This window comes from Parabacteroides sp. AF14-59 (assembly GCF_003479515.1).
Lineage (GTDB): Bacteria > Bacteroidota > Bacteroidia > Bacteroidales > Tannerellaceae > Parabacteroides > Parabacteroides faecis.
This window is the reverse complement of record NZ_QUHH01000011.1, coordinates 41,527-64,604: the sequence shown is the minus strand read 5'-3', so window position 1 is coordinate 64,604 and position 23,078 is coordinate 41,527. Positions and strand designations below refer to the sequence as shown.

The 23,078-nt window shown below is 42.2% G+C and carries 15 protein-coding genes; 6 read left to right on the top strand and 9 right to left on the bottom strand.

The genetic code is table 11. The features are described 5' to 3' along the window. Nucleotides 1-192 precede the first annotated feature (192 nt). Nucleotides 193-1,371: a glycoside hydrolase family 172 protein gene (locus DWW23_RS13225; RefSeq protein ID WP_122353763.1), complete on the top strand. Its 1,179-nt coding sequence runs from the start codon at nucleotides 193-195 to the stop codon at nucleotides 1,369-1,371. A 92-nt stretch (nucleotides 1,372-1,463) separates the two neighbouring features. Here DWW23_RS13225 and DWW23_RS13220 read toward each other — a convergent pair whose 3' ends face one another. From DWW23_RS13220 to DWW23_RS13205, 4 genes are read right to left on the bottom strand one after another with little or no spacing between them, the layout of a single operon-like run. Next, on the bottom strand, nucleotides 1,464-2,333 hold the full coding sequence (locus DWW23_RS13220) for a nucleoside phosphorylase (RefSeq protein WP_122353762.1): 870 nt from the start codon (nucleotides 2,331-2,333) through the stop codon (nucleotides 1,464-1,466). A 4-nt stretch (nucleotides 2,334-2,337) separates the two neighbouring features. Beyond that, on the bottom strand, nucleotides 2,338-3,333 hold the full coding sequence (floA, locus tag DWW23_RS13215; RefSeq protein ID WP_122353761.1) for a flotillin-like protein FloA: 996 nt from the start codon (nucleotides 3,331-3,333) through the stop codon (nucleotides 2,338-2,340). 10 nt (nucleotides 3,334-3,343) lie between these two features. Next, entirely contained in the window at nucleotides 3,344-3,832 is a 489-nt protein-coding gene (locus tag DWW23_RS13210; RefSeq protein ID WP_122353760.1) for an NfeD family protein, read from the bottom strand. 14 nt (nucleotides 3,833-3,846) lie between these two features. Next, entirely contained in the window at nucleotides 3,847-5,286 is a 1,440-nt protein-coding gene (locus tag DWW23_RS13205; protein WP_122353759.1) for a tetratricopeptide repeat protein, read from the bottom strand. Between the two features lie 108 nt (nucleotides 5,287-5,394). On the opposite strand from DWW23_RS13205, the gene DWW23_RS13200 reads away from it, so the two are divergent. The 4 genes from DWW23_RS13200 (at nucleotide 5,395) to DWW23_RS13185 (ending at nucleotide 10,757) form a co-directional block, all read left to right on the top strand. Next, nucleotides 5,395-6,144, top strand: a complete 750-nt coding sequence (locus tag DWW23_RS13200) for an ATP-binding protein (protein ID WP_122353758.1) — start codon at nucleotides 5,395-5,397, stop codon at nucleotides 6,142-6,144. A 98-nt stretch (nucleotides 6,145-6,242) separates the two neighbouring features. Next, on the top strand, nucleotides 6,243-8,318 hold the full coding sequence (locus DWW23_RS13195) for a HAMP domain-containing sensor histidine kinase (RefSeq protein WP_122353757.1): 2,076 nt from the start codon (nucleotides 6,243-6,245) through the stop codon (nucleotides 8,316-8,318). A gap of 66 nt (nucleotides 8,319-8,384) precedes the next feature. Continuing rightward, complete coding sequence (locus DWW23_RS13190) at nucleotides 8,385-10,382, top strand: HAMP domain-containing sensor histidine kinase (protein WP_158583184.1); 1,998 nt, start codon at nucleotides 8,385-8,387, stop codon at nucleotides 10,380-10,382. Between the two features lie 3 nt (nucleotides 10,383-10,385). Continuing rightward, a complete protein-coding gene (locus DWW23_RS13185) occupies nucleotides 10,386-10,757 on the top strand; it encodes a DMT family protein (RefSeq protein WP_122353755.1) in 372 nt (123 codons plus the stop codon). Between the two features lie 88 nt (nucleotides 10,758-10,845). On the opposite strand, the gene DWW23_RS13180 is transcribed toward DWW23_RS13185, so the two are convergent. Then, the gene (locus DWW23_RS13180) at nucleotides 10,846-17,199 is read right to left on the bottom strand and encodes an Ig-like domain-containing protein (RefSeq protein WP_122353754.1); all 6,354 of its coding nucleotides are present in this window, start codon (nucleotides 17,197-17,199) and stop codon (nucleotides 10,846-10,848) included. Between the two features lie 640 nt (nucleotides 17,200-17,839). On the opposite strand from DWW23_RS13180, the gene DWW23_RS13175 reads away from it, so the two are divergent. Then, a complete protein-coding gene (locus tag DWW23_RS13175) occupies nucleotides 17,840-18,763 on the top strand; it encodes an Rpn family recombination-promoting nuclease/putative transposase (protein ID WP_122353753.1) in 924 nt (307 codons plus the stop codon). 495 nt (nucleotides 18,764-19,258) lie between these two features. Here DWW23_RS13175 and miaA read toward each other — a convergent pair whose 3' ends face one another. The 4 genes from miaA to DWW23_RS13155 all read right to left on the bottom strand — a co-directional run bounded on the left by miaA (nucleotide 19,259) and on the right by DWW23_RS13155 (nucleotide 23,077). Further along, nucleotides 19,259-20,164: a tRNA (adenosine(37)-N6)-dimethylallyltransferase MiaA gene (miaA, locus tag DWW23_RS13170; RefSeq protein WP_122353752.1), complete on the bottom strand. Its 906-nt coding sequence runs from the start codon at nucleotides 20,162-20,164 to the stop codon at nucleotides 19,259-19,261. A gap of 3 nt (nucleotides 20,165-20,167) precedes the next feature. Beyond that, a complete protein-coding gene (locus tag DWW23_RS13165; RefSeq protein WP_122353751.1) occupies nucleotides 20,168-20,728 on the bottom strand; it encodes a hypothetical protein in 561 nt (186 codons plus the stop codon). 163 nt (nucleotides 20,729-20,891) lie between these two features. Continuing rightward, nucleotides 20,892-21,677 carry an acyl-ACP--UDP-N-acetylglucosamine O-acyltransferase gene (gene lpxA, locus DWW23_RS13160; protein WP_122353750.1) on the bottom strand — a complete coding sequence of 262 codons (786 nt, stop codon included), beginning with the start codon at nucleotides 21,675-21,677 and terminating at the stop codon, nucleotides 20,892-20,894. Nucleotides 21,678-21,691: 14 nt separating this feature from the next. Next, the gene (locus tag DWW23_RS13155) at nucleotides 21,692-23,077 is read right to left on the bottom strand and encodes a bifunctional UDP-3-O-[3-hydroxymyristoyl] N-acetylglucosamine deacetylase/3-hydroxyacyl-ACP dehydratase (RefSeq protein ID WP_122353749.1); all 1,386 of its coding nucleotides are present in this window, start codon (nucleotides 23,075-23,077) and stop codon (nucleotides 21,692-21,694) included. Nucleotide 23,078 lies beyond the last annotated feature (1 nt).

Sequence of the window (23,078 nt, the reverse complement as noted above, 5' to 3'; positions counted from 1 at the left end):
TTAATTTTTATTTTAAATATATGATAGAATAGGCTGTTTCTTGATTTATAACGATTGGCTTATACTTAAACGTTTTATTTGTTATATTTGCTATATTGAAAAGACAGGGAATCGTTTTTTATGCTATTTGTTTGATTTTTTGCCTTGAAAGGTCATAAACTTTGAGATATCAATAATTTAAATACTACGAAAATGAGAAAATTAGGTGTTTTATCTTATGTTTTGTTTATGCTGACGTGTGCTGTCCATGCACAGAACTATTCTTTCAACGGATTAGATATGAATATGGGAAATTTATCCAGATTATCAAATGCGAAGACTCGTTCCATAAGCCCTGAGAATTATACAGGAGCAAAGGGTAATGGAGCTACCGCCGATCCTTTGAAAGATAAAGATGTTATTAATAAAGCGAATGCCTGGGCTGCTTCTAAGGATTTAGGTAAAGGATGGAAAGTAAATCCTTTTATTATAGTAAAACCAGGAGAAACGATAACTATAGCTGAGATTGAAGGTTCAGGAGCCATTCAGCAGATTTGGATGACCCCGACAGGAAACTGGCGCTTTTCCATTATCAGGATGTATTGGGATGATGAGACGGAACCTTCTGTAGAGTGTCCGGTAGGTGATTTTTTCTGTAGCGCTTATAATGAATATGCACAACTATCATCTTTAGCTGTATGTGTAAATCCGGGAAGTGCCTTTAATTGTTATTGGAAAATGCCTTTTAGAAAGAAAGCACGGATTACTTTGGAGAATATCAATAATCGTGATGAGATGAGATTGTATTATCAGATAAACTACACTTTGACAGATGTGCCTGAAGATGAAGCTTACTTTCATGCTCAATTTCGTCGTTCAAATCCCACGGAAGGCTCGTTGCATACTTTGTTGGACGGAGTGAAAGGGAAAGGACAATATGTTGGAACTTATCTGGCCTGGCGTGTAAATGATAATTGTTGGTGGGGAGAAGGTGAGATTAAATTTTATATGGATGGAGATGAGAATAATCCGACGATTTGTGGAACGGGAACGGAAGATTATTTTTGCGGATCATATAATTTTGAAAATCCTAAGACGCATCAATATCAGGAATTTACGACTCCTTATGCCGGGATGCACCAGGTAATCCGGCCTGATGGCTTATATCGTGCGGTTACGGCTTTTGGACTTTATCGCTGGCATATTCTGGACCCGATCCGGTTTGATAAAGATTTGAAAGTGACAATACAAGATTTGGGTTGGAGACATGACGGACGCTACAATAACCAAAAATCGGATATTTCTTCCACTTCTTTTTGGTATCAGACAGAGCCGCATGCTAAATTTCCATCTTTACCCAATAAAGATAATCTGGAGATTCCCAAATGGTAGAAACTTATGAAATATGAGAAAAGCGTCAATTAAAGATATTTAAAGAGAGAGCAGGCATTTCTAATTAAATAATGTGGCAATTGCCACATTATTTATATTCTGTCCAGTACAGTTTCTATCAGTCCGGTTAAAGAACCTTTATAGTTTGTGTTCATATTCTTGTCTACGCGGCCTGCAATGATACAGCAGACTGTCATAGCGCGGTGTCCCATCAGGGCGGCGAGACCGGCCAGAGATGAACTTTCCATTTCAAAATTGGTAATTTGCCGTCCGTTGTAATCGAATGCTTCGATCTTTTCATTCAATTTCGGATCAGCAAGAGGCAGACGCAATTCGCGTCCCTGCGGACCGTAAAAGCCGTTTGCTGCAATCGTGACGCCACGGATAATATCGTTCCCTGTAATCTGTTCTATCAGAGAATGATCGGCTGAAACGACATAAGGTGAAAGACCGGAAAGTTTCCAGTCTAGTTGTTCTTTCAACGCTGCTTCAAAAGCTGTATCCCTGACACGTTCGGTATCTGCATAGAAATAAATAACCCCATCAAAACCGATGGATTTCTCCGCAGCAACATAAGTACCGACAGGAACGAATGGCTGAAGACCTCCCGACGTTCCTACACGTACCAACGTCAATTGTTTGAATGCCGGTTTTACAGTCCGGGTTGCAAAGTCGATGTTTACCAGTGCATCCAGTTCATTCAGAACAATATCTATATTGTCCGTACCGATACCATGGGAAACAACGGTAAGACGTTTCCCTTTATAAGTCCCTGTGATAGTATGAAACTCCCGGCTGGAAACTTCGCACTCCTGCGTGTCGAAGTAAGAAGCAACGGTTGAAACCCTGTCAGGATCACCGACCAGGATCACTTTGTCTGCCAGCTGTTCCGGCTTAAGATGCAGATGGAAAGCGCTTCCATCTGCATTTATAATTAATTCGGATTCGGGAATAACTCTCATCTTTTTAGTCTTTAAGCGGTTTTGAAGGTGCATTAACGGGCTTTGCTATGGCTTCGCGCATAGAAGTGTCCGCATCGATGTTCTTCATTTTATAATAATCCATGATACCCAGATTCCCTGAACGGAAAGCTTCTGCCATTGCTTTCGGAACTTCCGCTTCCGCTTCGATCACCTTCGCACGGGCTTCCTGGGCTTTTGCTTTCATTTCCTGTTCCAGGGCAACTGCCATTGCACGGCGTTCTTCGGCCTTAGCCTGGGCGATATTCTTATCAGCCTGTGCCTGGTCCATCTGAAGGAATGCACCGATATTCTTACCTATGTCGATATCCGCAATATCAATGGACAGGATTTCAAAAGCTGTACCCGCATCTAATCCTTTACGGAGCACCAGCTTAGAGATCGAATCAGGATTCTCCAATACTGTTTTATGGCTTTCGGAAGAACCGATAGACGATACGATACCTTCACCGACACGGGCCAGGATCGTTTCTTCACCGGCGCCACCCACTAACTGTTTGATATTGGCGCGAACGGTAACACGGGCTTTGGCTATCAACTGGATACCGTCTTTCGCAACGGCGGTCACCGGAGGCGTGTCGATCACTTTCGGATTAACCGACATCTGAACGGCTTCGAATACGTCACGACCGGCAAGGTCGATAGCAGTAGCCATCTGGAATGGCAGATCTATATTAGCCTTAGAGGCTGAAACCAGTGCATGAACCACTTTCTCGACATGTCCGCCAGCCAGGTAATGCGCTTCCAGTTCATCACGGGTCAGAGTTTTCAAACCGGCTTTATGCGCTTCAATCATGGCACGGGCGATAACATAAGGAGGAACATTACGGATACGCATCAGAAATAGCTGTATCAACGAAATGTTTACACCCGAAACCTTGGCCGAGATCCATAGCAGGAACGGCACATAGTAAAAGAAAATTGCCAGCAGCAATACCGCTGCACCCAGTAGGATAAAAGGCAAATAGTTCAATTCTTCCATATAAATTAAATTAAGCGTGAATATCTGTTTGTTCTTTTCTCTTTACCAATACGTTGTAGCCGTCTACGCGCAGCACTTCGATCGGTGTATTTTCATCTATCAACTCGTCCATCGACTTGGCTTCGACCGTAATACCTTTGATACGTGCTTTACCGATAGGGGCAAGGCGGGAGAGGGTGATGCCTTCATCGCCCGGTTCGATACCCAGGTCACGGCTCGACGTCAGTTTGGAGTCGACATCTGTTTTCAGGGCAACCTTGTTGAACGACCTGGCGCGTAATAACCACACAAAAGCTGCGGCAAAGGCGGTTAACGACAGGAACAAGGTGATATGTCCCGCCATTTCACCAACAGTATAGGCGTAAATTACACCTGCTGCAGCGAAAAGGAATCCTCCGACACCGGCAATCGTTATCCCCGGCAGAAGAAATATTTCCAGCAGGATAAGCACGATGGCTACCAGCATTAAGAAGACAATAATGGTTATTTCCCAGATCATAATAGTTGTGTGTTCTATCTGTTGCTTTTTAAATAATTAATTTCGATGTTACGAGCTTTCTTTTCCAATTCTTCCGGCTGGTCGAGCAAGCTGTTCAATTGTTCTTCCGCTTCCAGAATGGAGGGTTTCAGCTGTTCCTTTTTAGCACTATTCCCGGAAGAATAGGAGGCTCTGAGGTCTGCCAGCTTTTCATTCAGTTCTTTTATTTGTTTGTTCAGTGCAACAACTTTGCCGTAGTAACTTTTGGCTTCCGGACTCTTGATCTCATCCAGTTTGTAGTAAACTAGGCTGTTGTTTATCACGAACTCGAAATCTTTCTCGATCTTCACTTCACCGTAAGGGATCTCCTTATGGGCCAGTTCTACCAGGTTACTGTAATCGCTTCCCGGTTTCCATGAATCCTGTATGGAAGTGATGGCGGCACGGGCGCGCTTCATCTCGATGTCTTCACTTTCTACACGGCTGTGTTCGTTGTTCGGGATGAACAGGTAGACACAAACTTTGTCTTCCGGTTGGAAGCGGTCTGAAACGAACCATCCCAATTCTTTTGTCTCGTCATACACCATCATGTAGTCGTTGAACGGTGAGTTGAAAGGCATACTCAACTGTTCCGGAGCCAGGTAAGTGTCCGAATTGATGTTATAACGGGTTACGAACAAGTCATATCCTCCCAACGATCCGTTCCCTTTGGATGCATAATAGATCGTAACGCCATCCGACAGGACAAAGGGATAATTGTCGTCTTCATTACTGTTGATATTCATCGGTAACTGTTTTTCGTCTCCCCATTTGTCCATCAGTTTGGATTGAGTGAAGAGGCAATAGCGGTCGTTATCCGTGGCATGGGCATAATAAATCTTGTCACCTTTCTGATTCATATAAACAGAGGAAGCGACAGGTTCGTTTGTCTGGAAGAAGTCTTTAAAAGAAACCAGTGTTCCGCTTTCTTCGCTTAATGTATAGGCTGCCAGGAAATCCTCTTTGTCGACAACGATGCTGTCTATGATCTGCACATTTTCCGTTTTTTCCATCATCCGGTGAGCGTTCTCTGCCAGGTTGAGTTTGGTTTCAAAAGCCTGCGTATCCTGTTTCTTCTTTGTCAGCAGGTCGATGTATTCTTCCAGCATTTCGGCAGCTTCATCAAAGCGGTAGGTTTGATAATAAACGTCTGCCAGGTAGCGGTAAGCATCCTGTACTTTGCGTTTCACTGCAACTTTCAAATGTTTTTCCGCACCGGCGATATCTCCGGTCTCATAGCAGCAAACACCGTACCAAAGGTTATAGGAAGAGTTGCTGGGAGCTTGCTTCACCAGTTTCTCAAAGGCAGGTTTAGCCTCGGCGTATTGACCTTCATTGTATAGTTTTTTTGCCTGGTCCAGGCTCTGTGCCTGCAGGCTGCAGCAAAGTAATGTAATTCCAATTGTGTAAAACAGTTTCTTAGATAACCGGCTCATGTCTCTTATTATAATATAATTATACTGATTCAAAGATAATAATATTTTTAGTTAAGCATACAATTCATTGGATAAATATCTATTTTTGTGCCCGATTTAAGAATAGATATGGCAAAATTGACAGCAGAAGAGCTCCTGTTCCGAAAAGTAGAAGAGAAGGTGAAAAAGGCTATTTATGAATATGGCCTGATTGCTGACGGCGACCGTATCCTGATCGGATTGTCGGGTGGAAAGGACTCTTTAGCCCTTGTCGATCTGCTGGGACGGCGTTCCAAAATATATCATCCCCGCTTCGAAGTGGTTGTCGCACATATTGTAATGACCAACATCCCTTACAGTTCGGATTTGGAATATCTGAAAAGCTGTGCCGACGAACATGGATTGCCTTTTATCATCCATGAAACAAGTTTCGACGCTTCTACCGATACGCGTAAATCGCCTTGTTTCCTTTGTTCCTGGACACGTCGGAAGGCTTTGTTCGATATTGCGAAAAAACAGGACTGCAACAAGATCGCTTTGGGACACCATCAGGATGATATTCTTGAAACATTGCTGATGAATATGACACATCAGGGGGCGATCGGGACGATGCCTCCGCGTTTGAAGATGGATAAATTCGCCATGGAGATCATCCGTCCGATGTGCCTGGTCGAAGAGAAAGAGCTGATCCGTATAGCGGGGTGGAGGGGATATCGCAAACAGATCAAAAACTGCCCGTATGAATCGGGGTCCAGCCGTTCGGATATGAAAGAGGTCCTGGCACGTCTGGAGGCTATCAACCCGGAGGCACGTTACAGTATTTGGAACAGTATGAGCAATATTCAAAAAGAGTATCTTCCACAAAAAATAGATAAGTAGAATTTTGTTATCACCCTATTGCGTATTCTTTCTGAAAATCATCAATATTTGAAATTATCTCATATCTTTGCGACTATTAATAAGGTCTTGAATTCCAAATGAAAAAGGAAAGAATTTATATATTTCCGTTATTGTTTTTGATGCTATTTATGCAGCTATATGGGAAGGATAGCCATAAATCGGATAGTTTGATAAATATCCTGCATGAAGATCGTGATCCGGCAAGCGTGTTAAAGGCTCTGAAAGAACTGGCGGCAATGAATCGTGATAAAGCAGTAGAAGTTCAATATCTTACAGCGATGTTGGATAAGGCGTCGTCGGTCGATTCTATCTCTATGGTTTACGATGCTTTATCGAATTTATCCCGTTATTATTATAATATTCCGGATATGGATAGTCTGCAGTTGTGGGCGCATTATATCGATTCTCTGATTTTGAAAAGAAAGGATAATCCTGATGTATATTATGATGTTCATAGTTTTGTAAGCAAGCAGTTTTTATATCAGGGGGATGGAGAGTTATCGGTCGATGAAGCTGTCAGAATGCAGAACAAGGCAAAAGCGAGCAGGCAGGTATATGGACAAATCTGTAGTTCCGAAACATTAGGAATCATTTACCAGACAAGCCAGCAGGATAGTCTGGCTTTCTCTTTCTTCCAAGAAGCTTTGCGCTTATTGGAAGAATCGAATGGGGATTTGCAGTACCGTATTTATATTCTCTCCAATATGATAAGAACCGCACTATCCTCCAGTCGATTGGAGGAGGCACGGGACGCTTTGGAAAAATATGAGATCAGTTTGGATCTGCAGGATGAGATAAATAGAAAAAATCAGATAGTCAATCGTTCTAACTGGCATCGTTGGATGTCATATGCTTTTAATGTGGATCTGTTTTTAAAGAAGGGGGAGATGCAAAAGGCCAGACAAAGCTTAGAACAGATGGTGGAGTATGGAAGTCAGATAGAGCGTGCAGGAAAGTTCAATATTGCCGTTTTATCCTATTTTAATGAACTGGCTTATTTCCATTGTGAGAACGGTGCATATTCCTTAGCTTTGGCTGCGGTCGATTCTATTCTTTCCCAACATGACGATCCCAATGTGGTCCGTCAGAAAATAGATATTTTATCTCATTTAGGCAGGCATGAAGAAGCGGTCGCTTTATATAAAAAATATCTTCAGGGTGTTGATGAAAGGAATGACAAAGCTTTTATCAGACAGGTGGAACAACTCCGTACCTTGCATAATGTGAACGATAAAGATATTCAGGATAAGGAACTTCAAATCAGTCATCTGAAAGTGAGGCAGAATCAGCGGTTGTTCGTTATTTCCTGCTGTGTGTTAATACTTTTGGTGATACTTATTATCATTTTACTCCAATTCTTAAGACGTTCCCGCCGGTTGAAGAACGAATTGCTGGATGAGAAGCAATTATTGATAGAATCCCAGAACGATTTATTTAAAGCGAAAGTAAAAGCTGAAAATGCCAGTCATATGAAAAGTGCTTTTATGGCTAATATAAGCCATGAGATACGCACGCCGTTAAATGCGATAGTCGGTTTTTCCTCTTTGGTTATCGACCCGGATTGTGATGAAGACGAAAGGAGAGGATATTCATCGATCATCCAGAATAATTCCGATTTGTTATTGAATCTGATAAATGATGTGTTGGATCTTTCACATATGGAGTCCGGTAATTTGGTCGTGTCTTTGAAGCCTTGCAGGTTATACTCCATTTGTAAAGACGCCATAGATAGTGTGTTGCACAGGGTCGAGCAGGGGGTAAGTCTTACTTTGTCGATGCAGGATGAGTCATTTGTTTTGAATACAGACCCTGTTCGCTTCCAGCAAATGTTACTGAATCTTTTAACGAATGCGGCCAAGTTTACCCATCAGGGGAAAATTGATTTGGCAGTCTATATAGATGAAGAACAACGACAGGTGCGGGTTGAAGTGACCGATACCGGTTGCGGCATTCCACCGGATAAGCAGGAGAAAGTTTTCGGACGCTTTGAAAAATTGGATGATTATGTTCAGGGAGCCGGTTTGGGGCTTGCTATTTGTAAAATGATTGCCGAGCAGCTGGGTGGCTCTGTTTACATTGATTCGGCTTATACTGATGGAGCGCGTTTTGTTTTCATTCATCCGTTCGATGTCCCCGGAATCAATAAAGTATAGATTATGAGAAGTACCTGTACATATATATTATTCTTATTGATGTTTTTTTCTCAAACCGCATTTGCTGTGATAGAGAAGGAAGGATCGGAGGACGATTTGCGCTTACAAAATGCTCGCTCGGTAGCTGGTTCTGCAAAAACGCTGACAGAGCTTGAAAACTATATCAATAAATACTACGACCAGCCTGAGGTCATTGTTTATATCGAGGCTTTGTTATCCGAAAGCTTTCAGGCAGACTCCCTGACGTTTAGTTTTAAGGCGCTCTCGGAGTTGATGATCTATTGTCATAATCATGGAATGACGGATCGTTATAATTATTGGGTAGACCATATAGACTCATTGGTTGAAGAGAAAAAAATAAATCCGGATATCTCTTATGATGCCCATCTGAATAAGGCGAATATGATGTTGGAGAGCGGCCAGTATGAGCAGGTTATTGCCGACGCAATATCTTTATATGATAAAGCTCACAAAAATGACCATGTTTATGGGATGATCTGTAGTTCGGATATTCTTGGATTGATTTATTTGTACAGCCGCCGGGATAGTGCAGCCCTTGTCGCTTTCCGGGATGTATTGTCCGGATTGGAAAAATTGGGTGAATATCCGGGCTATCAGTTGAGAGTTTTATCTTATCTGATCGATTTGAATTTACGTTTAGGGAATATAGATGACGCAAAAGAATATTTGACCAAATATGAGCAGGTTCTGAGTTGGAGGGATGAAGAAAATAAGAAAAAGAATATCGTTTACGAAATAAACTGGTATGAGTGGTTAATGTCTTCTTTTCAGGTGAATCTATACTTACATCAGGATAAACTGGAGGAGGCAGAAAAAGAATTGGCTATAGCTTCTTCTTTTTATAAAGAAGGAATGTTTCCTCATGAAGATTACTCAGTCTACTATTTCCTATATACAAAAGCTTTTTATTATAAGAAATTGAAAAAATATGATGAAGCACTTGCTTTAATAGATTTCATTTTAGCTGATAACCCCGAATTTGAAGTAATGAAACTTAAAGTAAATATTTTATCTGAAACGGGAAGATTTGAAGAAGCGTTGGACGTATATAATCAGATATACCAAATCACAGAGAAAGATAATAATGAGTCGCTGATACGGCAGATCAATAACTTAAGGCTTGCGTATGACATCAATGAACAGAATGTCCGTGAGAAAGAACTGCAGCTAAACAAAATACAGGTAGAAGAGAAGCAGCGTCTTTCAGCCTGTGTGATTCTTATTTCTTTGGTCCTTCTGATTCTGTTCATCGTTTTATTTTTGTATTACCGTCGTATTCAGAAGTTGAAGGATGCTTTGATCGTGGAACGCAATTCATTGATTATATCGAGAGAGAATCTGAATCAGGAGAAAAAGAATGCAGAGATAGCCAATCAATTGAAAAATGCGTTCATAGCAAATATCAGCCATGAGATACGTACTCCGTTGAACGCAATTGTCGGATTTTCCTGCTTGTTGTCAGATCCTGTAACGGAAGAAGAAGAAAAGGTCGGATTTGTCAATCTTATCAGTAAAAACACAAACCTTTTGCTCAACCTCGTAAATGATGTGCTGGATCTTTCGCGTCTGGAAGCCGGAACGGCCAAGCTGGCTATCGAACCTTGTGAGTTGGTAGGATGCTGCAGGGAGGCTTTGAGTAATATCCGTTATTATTTGTCTTCAGATATAAAGTTAACATTCGATACTTCTGTAGGTTCTTTTATGATAATGACCGCATCTCAACAACTAAGCCAGCTGATATCACGCTTATTGGATAACGCTGTCAAGTTTACGAAAGAAGGCGAGATCAACTTGTCCTTATTTGTAGATGAAGAGGCCCGTATCGTTCGTTTCACTGTTACCGATACAGGGCCGGGGATTCCTTTGGATAAACAGGAAAAGATATTTGAACGTTTTGAAAAGCTGGATGAATTTTCACAGGGATCTGGCTTAGGGCTTACCATTTGCAGAATAATAGCGGAACACCTGGGAGGTGAGGTCAATATAGATCCGGAATATACGAATGGTGCACGTTTTGTTTTTACTCACCCTTATATAAATTAGAAAATGCAAGGATTTTATACTATTCTTTTATTGATCGTATCCAACATCTTTATGACATGTGCGTGGTACGGACATTTGAAAATGAAACAACAGTTCAGTTGGTTTGAGCACCTACCCTTGATTGGTGTGATCTTATTCAGTTGGTTTCTGGCCTTTTTCGAGTATTGCTTTCAGGTACCGGCTAACCGTATGGGGTTCAGGGAGAATGGAGGACCGTTCAATTTGATTCAACTGAAAGTAATTCAGGAGGTTATTACGCTTGTTGTATTTGTCGCTTTCAGTACGGTTGCTTTTAAAGGAGAGTCTTTTAAATGGAATCATGCGCTGGCTTGCTTGTTTCTGGTAGCGGCCGTATATTTGGTATTTAAGAAGTAAATAAGCAATAGCAAAGGATGAACCCACCTTTGGAATTTATTCGTTGGATGAATATATTTCTGAAGGTGGGTTCGTTGTATGGATAAGATTATTTTCTGACTATCACTTTTGTTGTAACAGCCTTTTCATTGTTCGACAGACGAACCAGATATAAACCTTCGGATACAGAGATTTGTACTTTATCTGTAATCCGGTCATGATATATCATTCTTCCCGTCATATCGGTAACTACTATTTCAATAGCTGTTGCCGGTTCGATCATGATACAACCGTCACGACCCAAAATGCGGCTTGAAGCTAATAGTTTCCCGATACCTGTCGGTACGCTGACTATCACTTCACAAGTTGTATAATGTTCGTCGTCGGAAGCAGTTGCTGTGATTGTGGCCTTGCCGGTTTTCAGTGCTTTAACTGTTCCGTTTTTTACAGAGGCAATTGTTTCATCACTGCTTGACCAGGTAACAGACTGTTCGGCAGAAGCCGGTTCAACCGATGCTTCCAGTATAAATTCTTCCCCTACTATCAATGATTTGGAGGAAGGAGCGAGTGAGATACCGGTAATTTCAATTATCTCGGGTTCTTCTCCGCCACCTTCTCCGGAACCGTTTTTAGTGAAAGTAACGACTACCGTAACATTACCCTCTGCCGGAACCGTCCATTCATTTCCGCTAACTGATGTCTTATTAATGGAAACAGATGCCGTATAGTCCGTATCCGGTGATGTTTCGACTATCATCTTATCACCTTCTGTAATTTGTGTTCCACTCTTTACTTCCGTGCCATTTACCTTTACAATAAAGGTTCCGTTTGTCGTTTCCGTAAAAATGATCTTGCGTATTTCTACTTTAGTGGAGGCATGGAATGGGATAGCCTGTGTCAAATTCATGGAGGCAGCCACTGTGTAGTTACTGCTGGCCGGGGTAAATGTGACTGCATATGGTATTGATGTTGTAGCTCCTTCATTATTACCTTCCGCTGTTTGTTCAGGGTCTGACCACATGAATATGCCTTCCACGGGCGCATTACCGGTCAACTCCGATAGTCCGATATTTTGTCCTTTTAGGATAGGAGTGGCTCCTGTTACAGCAATATCTTTGGCCAGTTCCTGAGGGATGATCGTATACGAACCTATTCTATCGTTAAAGGCGGCAAACTGTTCCTGTTCGCTACACTGTGCCCAAACCTCATAAGTTCCTGCATCCGTCGGATTTTCTACAATTACGCCGTCTTTTTTCACAAGGATATTCCAGAGGATAGCGCTATTCTCTAATTTAATGACAGGCTGAATAGGATTACCTGTGTATGATAAGTCTTTACTCTCTACCGTCGGTTTGTTTTCGGGTATAACTTTAGTCGGGAAAGTTACATTAATCGAATTATTCCCATTTATCAACGTAATGGACTTTTCCTGATCAGAAGTGACAGATGTGTTATTGATACTCCAATCGACAATATCGGTATATCCTGCATCAGGTTCACCTTTCACAGTAAGTTTCTGTCCGGCATATACAGTACTAGCCGATGTAAGTCTTTCTGCACCGTTCCATAAAGAGATACCACCATTGTGGGCAGTGACAGTCAACGAGGCTCCGGTACTTTTAAGATACGCAGATCGCAGTCCTGATGTACCGAGAGAAACCACAGTTAAGCCCTCTGTATTTTGTGGTAGATTAAAGACGGCCTTTTTATAGTTTTTGTCAGTAGGGGTAACAGTTACATTATAGAATGTTGATTTTTCCACCTGCTTTGCGCTACAAGTTCCTGCAGTAGAAGCCCATTTTTTTGTTTGACTACCATAAACAGGAGCCGAAACACCTTTTAAATCTGCTGCTTCAATCGTTAACGATGCATCTGTTATTTTTACGGCTTTATAAACATCATCCGCATCTCTACAGATCGTTACTTTGTATTCTTTCTCTCTGTTATCTGCCGCATTAACAGGTAATGAACCGGAAGAAATACCATCGTATGATACACTGAATCCGTCTAATCCGGCAGGGATTGACTGCACGACAAACTGTTTTTCAGTACCGTCATAAATTGCAGTTTGTTTCAGATTAATAAAATTGATAGTTGCCTTTTCAATCATTGAAACGACTATTTTGGTGGCTTCCGTTACGATAAACTCAGCACCGTTCGCGATCTGTTTGCCATTTACGACTAACGGACCTACTTTATAGTCGGTATCGGTAACTGTGGCTTGGGCTGTTAACAGGGTACCGTAAGGAATATTGTTCAAATCATCTCCGCTAATTTCCGAATCGGATTCTTTATTTCTAATAACGAGTGTTCCTTTATTTCCGACTTCAGATGTTACTTTATATGTTTTCTTGGTAAAGCTGGCACTAAATGTGGTATTCTTTTTCACTTCACAGATATTACCGGATATAGAAGAACCGGAAGTGGAAATATTACCGTATAACAGATACCCTTTATCAGGTATAGCAATGACAGTAAGTTTAGTACCGGCCTTTACCGAAGCACCGGCATTCACGGTATTGCCATTTGCATCCATCATTGCCAATTTGCCATTCCTGATATCATTGCCGAATCCTACTGTATATTCGGAAGCAGGAAGTGCCTTGAATGTTGCTGTTATCACTAGATCGCCATTCACCGTTGCGACATTGTTGCTTACCGGATTATTTCCGGCTGTCAAAGTTACCAGTTTATAACCGTTATTACCTTCTCCGCCTGTAGTTGCCGGAGTTGCAATAATTTTAAGGGTAGTTCCTTCGGCTACATTTGTTCCGTCGCTAACCTCTGTGTCACCATTCATCACTTTCAGACTTCCACCTGTAGGTGATGTAATTGTCACTTTATGCATGATCTGTTCAAAGGTTGCTGTTAATTCCTGATCTTTGGTTGCTTTGACGGTCTTCGGGGCAGAAGCGCTTATTTTATAATGAGCATCCGGAGTATAATCGAGTATAAGTGTGGTGCCATCCACATACCGGTTACCGGCATTGGCATTACGGATCGTTAGCTTTCCGTTATCACATATACCGGCTGTTACTGTCCAGTATCGGGTAACTTCAACCGGGATACTAACCGTTACCTTTCCGTAACGTGTCAGGTCGGATGGTGTAAATACGACGTTATAGTTTGTGACAGATGTTACTGCTATCGTGTCAGGGTGTTCCCAGGCAAAGGTTCCGGGTATTGCTTTTTCTTCGAAAACAGCTGAGCCGCCTTTCAGGATAGAGGATGAAATTGTTTTTCCGGCATCCACTCCTGATGCCGTCAACTTACTCAGATCGATCGTAGGTATTTTTGTAATATATTCGACAATTGCTTCTCCTGTTCCTTTTACCAGGAGAGCAACCGGCTTGCTGCTTATGGGCAACAATTCCGTCGCTTCTTTAGTTACGACAACCCAGGCGTCTGAACATTCGACATAGGCAAATGCTGGTAATTCGCCGGTTATCAATTGGGCCAAATCATTCACTTTCAGATTGCTTATAGAGAGAATACTTTTCTTGTCCGTAGCGGTCAACGCATCTGTTATACCTTTACCGTCATCTTCATTATATAAAGAAGCATATACATATTTATCTCCTTTTATCCTTACATAGGATTCACCTCCGGCACATTGTTTAAAACTGTTCTGTGCGGAAATCGCTGTATCTTCCGTAAAATCGATCAAAGTCGCTGTAGTCCCTTTATCACCCAACTGGCTCTTATCTGAGAAGTTCTCACGAATAATGATCGGCGTGGAAGTGGCTGTCTCGGTTTTTTTAGTAATTCCATCGAATGTATTTCCGGTAATGGTATACGAAGCTTCGACTTCCCCCTGTCCTTGTGGATAGAGTACAATTCCATTCGTTACATAGTTTTCTCCGATACCTGAGGCCTGTGTAAACTCATTCCCTGTCAAAGTTACCTTGTTGGCAAAGACGCTGATGGCATTCTTTTCATTATATTTATAACCGGTAGAGTTACATTCGAACTTCAGATCTTTTACCGTAACGTTTTCTGTTTCTATTGCCAAATGCCCCTTAATGGTGGATTTGTTGGTAGAAGTAAGCGTGATAGCTTTGTTAATAACCAAAGGTTTTTCGAGTGTGATATCTTTTGAAACAGAAATCACTTCACCATCCGTTGCTCCGGCAATAGCTTGCTCAAATGTTTCACCGGAAGTAATCGGTGCCCCGTAGCAAATTAATCCTGAGGCGATAGAATAGTCCGTCCCATTGATAGTCAGTTTGTCGTACTCTTTTGCTTTCCCTTTACGGTTGGAGTAAACCGGAAGTTCACCCTCTTTACTTTTTAAATCCGAGTTTATGGTGATTGTGTTGTTTGCCAATGTGGAGTTAGTGTCGTTACCGTTATAACCTAATGAAACAATGGCGCCTCCCAATGTATTCTCTCCATACGAAGAAGACAGAGTTCCACCTTCGACTGTTATGGTATTTCCGTAAGAACGCAAATCCAAAGCAGACAACATTTTTACACCGTTTGCATGTACATCGTTTCTTTTATCGGTGGCAGTCAGGTTCGAATTTTTAATGCTGAGAGTTACTCCATTATATTTTTCCTGCAAAACCACGGCACCATAGACTTCATCAGAAATGGTAGCGGCATTTAATGTTGCATTACTTATCTCTATTATAGTGTTCGTCTTGGCTAATGACCCATCGCTGGTACTTAAACCGCCTGCACTTGTCATCAATGCTGCCCATCCTTCGATTGTTCCGCCATCGATCGTTACTTTTTGATCTGTATTACGAACGCCGATGCCATAATAATAAGCATCAATATTCGTATTAGTCATTGATAGTTCTGCGCCAACGGATTCCATCCTGACACCTACGGCGGCAGTTTGTCCTTTTAATGTACCTCCTGCTATTTTACAGTCGGTAAGCTCTACTTTACCTGTACCCTGACCAATAATACCGATAATGCCATGTTTAGAACTATTATTGTTTCCTTCCAATGTCAGGTCGCTGGCTATAAGGGTGGCTGTTGTGCCAGTCTCCGGACTAACTACCATATGTCCTTTGATAAAGGTTTTATCTTTACCGGCACCTTTAATTGTTAGAGATTTCGCTAGTGTGAATGCCGAAGGAAGGACAAAAGTGCCTTCCGGGAAAATCACTTCATCTACATCTGCTATAGAAACATGGCTTAAAAACTCATTGATATTCGCTGCCGCATTGATAATATGGTGATCTTTGTCCAAAGCATAAATGCATTCCTTGTCTTTTTCCAATGCTTGAGTATTTCCTTTCGAAATCACGCCATTCCAGTTATAGGAGAAACTATTCCCGTTTCCTAAAATAATTTGATTCTCGGTATTTGAATTATATTCAATCAAATAGGGAGTATTTTCACTGGTCGTTCTGATGCGTGAATGATTTATTGTAACCTTATTTTTGTCAGCCAGCCAATCCCCGTCTTTTACAGAATTAAATAAAATAGGCCACATATAAGTTGTAATTCCAGTCCCATATTCATTAGTTATTATTGAGTTGGTAACCGATAGATTGCACTCCTGGCTGCCTTCAAATACGATCGCTCCAAAATTATCCGATGAACCGTTATAAAAAGTCCGCCCCGATATGATCGAGTTGTTTTTGATTTGAATATCATGTTTATTATTGAATATATACAGTCCTGCATATCCTTTTATTTCAGAATTATCAATCGTGCAACTCATCTCATCTTCGGCAAATGTGATTCCATAACCATGTTGAACGGAGATCACGCTATTTACAATCTCCATCGATGCACCTTTACTGTAAAAAGCTAAAGGACGGTTATATGAGCTTTTACCGCTTTCTTCATTTCCTATGATATTTGAATCTCTCATTTTAAAGATAACAGGTCCTTGCGATCCGTCATTAAAGCACCTTTGAAATTTATTGTTCAAATAAAAATCAGAGCTATTGACGGAAAGAGTACAATCCGTCACTTCGGGATAGGCATAGATACAGCTGTTGCTGGTTGCTCCTCCATTAGCTGTTCCCTGCTTATTATTGATAAAACAACAATCCGAAATGGTCAGTTTAATGCCGGAAACAGGTAGTTCTACCAGTGCGGTACGATTGCCATGTTCTGATTTGTTGTCATCTTCGGCTCTTACCATCAACAGATTCTCTATGTGAGTCGTCCCTAAAGTGGTAATTCGTATTTTTCCTGTAAATGAAGCATTAGAAGATGCAGCCGATTCTTTAGTCGGCTTATTGCCTTCACCTTTTAAGGTCAACGGCTTACTAATGACTATATCATCCGTATATTGACCGGCTGCAACAGTTATTGTACCACCTTCACTCACCAATGATATAGCTTTTGCTATCGACCGGACGGGAATATCGGTGCTGGTACCGGCATTACCATCGTTTCCGGAGCTTCCATTTACATAAATAGTCGAAGTTTGTGCCCATCCTGCACTTGTAGTCATTATTATGGCTACTAATAGTAGTTGTAATTTTATTTTCATTTTGTCTAGTTTAATATTAATACTGGAGAATTTCACCCTGAAGCAAGAAATGTTGCTTTTCTAGTTGAATTGGTTTTTTCTGAAATTAGCCATAGGCAATGGATTTAAGTGTCCATCAATTCCCGGAGTGGATGGTTATAAAATAAAGAAGACGTGGGAACTGTTGATATATCTATTGTTGAGGCCTTCGACTGCCCTTAGATCTGATATAAACAACAACCCACGCCCTTTATCTTGAAATGTACATATAATACAACAAATGCATATAGGTATATATAACAAGGAAAGGAACGTGAGCGTTTTGTTGTCTACTATCCAGATCTAATGAAAGTGTCGAAGTTTCAACAATAGGATAATATCTTTAAAACGCTTCTCGTTATCGATAAAATGTATTGATCGGCAACGCTTCGCCGGAAATACAAAGGCAAATGTATAGAGAAGGGTTTGGAAAAGCAAATAAAAATGAATGTAAATGGGGGGATTAATTGAAAATAAGGAATTAAGCTTAACAATTGTATCTAATAAAGTGAACCGTAAACAACGGTTTAATCAAGTATGATAATAATTGCATGAACAATGGCTATCTATCTATGAATTATGTATATCTTTGTGTATTACGTAACACATAAAACACTTAATTATGAAAAATTCAGATCCGAAAGTCATGGCAGAGAATGAAAGAAAAGAGTTGCAGGACCGGTATATCCGTTTCGATTGGGCCATCGAGCGCTTGTTGCGCCAGAAGGCCAACTTCGATGTGCTCGAAGGTTTCCTGACCGTCATGCTGCGCGAAGAGGTTCATATCCTCGAAATCCTTGAAAGCGAAGGTAACCAGAAGAGTGCCGATGACAAGTTCAACCGTGTCGACATCAAGGCGAAGAACAGCAAAGGCGAGATCATTATCGTCGAAATTCAGAATACCCGCGAAGTGCATTATCTCGAACGCATCCTTTACGGCGTAGCCAAAGCCATCACCGAGCATATCTCGTTGGGTGAAGGTTATCAGAAAGTGAAGAAAGTCTACTCCATCAGTATCCTCTATTTCGACCTCGGTGTGGGAACGGATTATTTTTACCACGGGCAGAATCATTTCACGGGTGTACATACCGGTGACCGCCTGCGAATCAACATGCGCGACCGTGATGCCGTCATCACCCACTTGCCGGCTGAGATCTTCCCCGAATACATCCTGATCCGTGTAAACGAGTTCGACAAAGTCGCTATGACCCCTCTGGACGAATGGATCGAATATCTGAAAGACGGGACGATCCGTCCGGACACGACAACGCCGGGCCTTCGTGAAGCCCGCGAGAAACTGAAATACTACTCGATGTCTACGAGTGAGCGACATGCATACGATGAACATCTGAATGTAATCATGATTCAGAACGACGTGCTCGACACTGCCAAATGGGAAGGCCGGATCGAAGGGTTGGCTGAAGGAAAAGCAGAAGGTGAGGCCAAGTTACAACAAACAGCAGCTAATATGAAACGTTTGGGCATAAGTACAGCCGACATTGCTGAATGTACAGGATTACCGGTAGAGGAAATAGAGAAGTTATAGAGGCTGCTGGTGTCGGACGAGTATATATGATTTCTTATAATAACTAACACAAAGTTTTCAAAATTCATCTGCCATCATCTGTCACTCTCTCTTTGTAATCTGATTCATATAGGTGAAATTAGTCATTGCATCGTTTAATAGTAACTGCCTGGTACCTTGAAATTAGTATAAAGGTGCTTGTTTACTAAAACCAGGATGTACAGGGTAATCGTCTAAGGTGTAGAGAATCGTCGACTATGGTGTACAGGGTATTCTGCTATCATGTAGAGGGTAGATATAGTGAATAAGGATGATGGTGCTAACTGTTTGTTTGTCAATCGCTAAAGGATGGGTGTTCAGGGATTTGTTATTCTGATAGCAAGGTGACAGATGGTGACAGATGCAGTTGCAGATAAAACGAGTCGTCTGCAACGTTTATTGAATTTATAATCAGTTGGATAATAGAATATGTGACAGATGGCAGATAGATTTTAAAAACTTTGGTTCTGTGTTAATTCAGAATCGCTTCACTTGTGTTTCTATGAAGTTTATAATCTCTGTTTCCTGTTCCGGATGAAACCATTCTATCTCTTCGTCCCGCTTGAACCAGGTCATTTGTTTGCGGGCATAGACGCGGGAGTTGCGTTTGATCTTTTCAACGGCCAGGTCGAGTGACCATTCTCCGTCAAAATACTTGAATAATTCTTTGTAACCGACTGTATTGAGAGAATTCAAATGGCGGAAAGGATAAACCTTGCGGGCTTCCTCCAATAAACCGTCTGCCATCATCTGGTCGACACGGCGGTTGATACGGTCGCATAGCTCTTCACGATCGCGTGTCAAACCTATTTTGATGATCCTGAACGGACGCTCTTTCCGGCTGTTTGTACGGAAAGAAGAGTAAGGTTTTCCTGTCATCCGGCAAATCTCGACCGCATGAATGACCCGTTTGTAGTTCATCCGGTCTACTTCTTCATAATGCACCGGGTCTGCTTCCTGCAATTCCTGCAGAATATTTTCCAACCCTTCACGCTCGAACTGAGCGTAAATGGCTTCGCGTATCTCCGGGGTAACAGTCGGAATGTCATCGATGCCTTTACATACGGCATCGATATACATCATAGACCCGCCGGTCATAACGACTGTCGGTGTTGTCTGGTGAAGTGTATTTAAAAGGGAGATAACGTCTTCTTCAAAGTTACTGGCACTGTAATAATCGGTCAGGTTTAAAGTCCCGACCATGTAATGCCTGACTCTTGCCATTAGCTCTGCAGTGGGGGCAGCTGTCCCGACAGGAAGGTCTTTATATAGCTGACGGGAGTCGGATGAAATAATAGGAGAACCAAAATGTTCTGCTACACGCAGGCTCAATTCGGTTTTTCCGACTCCTGTCGGCCCGAGTAATATGACAAGGGAATTCATTTATTAAAAACGCTCGTCGTCGTACGGGTTATCTATCGGTCCGTCGGCTAAGCCTTCGAAACCTTCTTTATCCAGTTCGTCGATGTCGTATTCTGAATCGCCGTAAAAATCTTCGCCGATCTCTGTGCTTCCGTTCTTGGTCTCGAACTGGTCGAAGTCGATTGTCTGAGCAGGAGGAAGGCCGATCGATTTGCTGACGATCGCTTTGTCGAGATCCTTGCCCGGTTCGATTTCGCGGAGTTCCATGAAGAAAGCACGTTCAGTCATGTAGTCGAAAACGAACATAAGTTTCTGATGCTCGTCTTCAAGCAATTCTTCCAGGCGAGTTTCTTCCATTATATAGTTATCCACTTCCGAAGTGGTGTCCATTTCAACTAATGTAATTTCTGTATTTTTGCTCCAATCGTCGTCACAAATAAAGAAAGAGCACATTTGATCTTTCGTGTAGCCAACCGAGTCCAGGATGGCATCGTGCAGGTCAAGGAAAGTTGCTTCCGCATCAATCTTGATTTCGCGTTTGAAGTCATCTACTTCATCTGATAGAATGAGGAATCTGAATACCATAGTCTTTTTAGTTTTTTGTTGGTTCAAAAGTAGTAAAAAATATCAATACCCATATATAACAGTCTAAAAAAAGAGGCATATTACGTGAAGTAAATAAATACAAAAGGCCGTCAGTCCTGAAAGAAGCTGACAGCCTTTTGAAATAGTTTGTATTTCTTATCGTTTACTCGTCGATGGAACCTCTGACGATACCACGTTCGGAAGTCTTGATGAAGTTGAGTATCAAGTCTCTTTCCTCGCTGGGTTCGTATTCGGTCTCGATAGCTTTCAACGCTTCCGTATTGTTCAAACCGCGGGTATATAACGTACGGTAGATATCCTGGATCAGGAACACTTGTTGATTGGTAAATCCGCGACGGCGCAATCCTACGATATTGATACCGCAGTAAACGATCGGATCGCGGCCGATCAGTGTGTAAGGAGGAATATCTTTACCGATACGTGAGCCGCCTTGAACCATCACATGTTTCGAAATGCGGGTAAACTGGTGAACCAGGCTACCGCCGCTGACAATAGCAAAATCGTCAATCTCCACTTCGCCGGCTATCTGGGATGCATTCCCGATGATGATATGATCTTTCAGTACACAGTCGTGTGCAATATGGGAATATGCCATGATCAGGCAATCGTTTCCGACAACGGTTTTTCCCTTCGAAGCAGTTCCGCGGTTGATCGTGACACATTCGCGAATCGTCGTATTGTTTCCGACTTCTGCGGTTGTCTGCTCACCTTTGAACTTGAGGTCTTGTGGAACACCGGCAATTACAGCTCCCGGGAAAATGGAACAGTTGTTTCCTATCCGTGCCCCGTCGAGAATGACTGCATGTGAATATATATGACAATTGTCGCCTATTACTACATCCTTTTCAATCACTGCGAAAGGATCTATCGTTACATTCTCACCGATCTTTGCTTCGGGATGAACGACTGCTAAAGGGGATTGATTCATTGCCTTCTTTATTATTATTTGTTTTTAATGATCTGAGCCATAAATTCAGCTTCGCAAACCAGTTTGTCACCTACGAAGATATACCCCTTCATCGTTGAAATACCGCGGCGGATAGGAGCCAGCAGTTCCAGACGTAGGATCAATGTATCTCCGGGAACCACTTTCTGACGGAATTTCACGCCGTCGATCTTCATGAAGTAAGTGGAATAACGTTCCGGTTCGTCTACTGAATTGAGAACAAGCAAACCGCCTGTCTGTGCCATTGCTTCAACCAGCAAAACACCCGGTGTAACAGGTTCCTGCGGGAAGTGTCCGGTAAAGAACGGTTCGTTTGTGGTGATATTTTTTATTCCGACAATGTAGTTACCGCCGATTTCGATGATCTTATCGACCAACAGGAACGGGTAACGGTGCGGGAGTAATTCGCGGATGCGGTTGATATCCATGATCGGTTCGGCGTTCGGATCGTAAACCGGAGCCTGTACCTCGTTTAATTTGATGTCCTTGCGGATCATGCGGGCCAGTTGATTGTTGATCTTATGTCCCGGACGGGTTGCGATGATACGTCCGCGGATAGGCTTGCCGATCAATGCCAGGTCGCCGAGTACGTCGATCAGTTTATGGCGGGCGGGTTCGTTGTCGAACACCAGAGGTTTATTATTGATATATCCCAGGTCGTGTACATCCTTATGAGGGATACCTACTTCGTCGGCCAGTTTGTCAAGTGTTTCCTGCGGCATCTTCTTGTCGTAGATAACGATCGCGTTATCCAGGTCTCCGCCTTTGATCAGGTTGTTCTGGCGGAGCATTTCAACTTCGCGGACAAATACGAATGTACGGGAAGCTGCAATTTCTTCCGGAAATTCGCTCAGGTCGTTCAGTGTAGCGAACTGGTTGGACAATACCGGAGAATCGAAAGAGATCAGTACGTTTACGCTGAACTTTTCATCCGGAAGGATGATGAGTGAAGAGCCGGTTTCTTCGTCTTTAACTTCAATCTTATGCTTTACTATATAGAAGTCTTTCGGAGCGTTTTGTTCAACGATCCCTGCTTGCTGGATTTCTTCGGAGAAGAAGCGTGAGCTGCCGTCCAGGATAGGGAATTCCGGTGCGTTCACTTCAATCAGGCAGTTGTCGATCTCATAGGCATATAAAGCTGCCATAGCATGTTCGACAGTGCTGATCTGAATGCCGTTCTTGGATAGAACGGTACCTCTTTGTGTGCTGGCCACATTTTCTGCCAATGCATCGATAACAGGTTCTCCTTCCAGGTCGACACGTTTAATTTTGTATCCGTGGTTTTCTGGTGCCGGGTTGAACGTGATCTGAATGTCCAGTCCGGTATGCAAGCCTTTGCCTTGCATCGAGAAACTTTTGGCTAGCGTCTTTTGTTTCTGCATA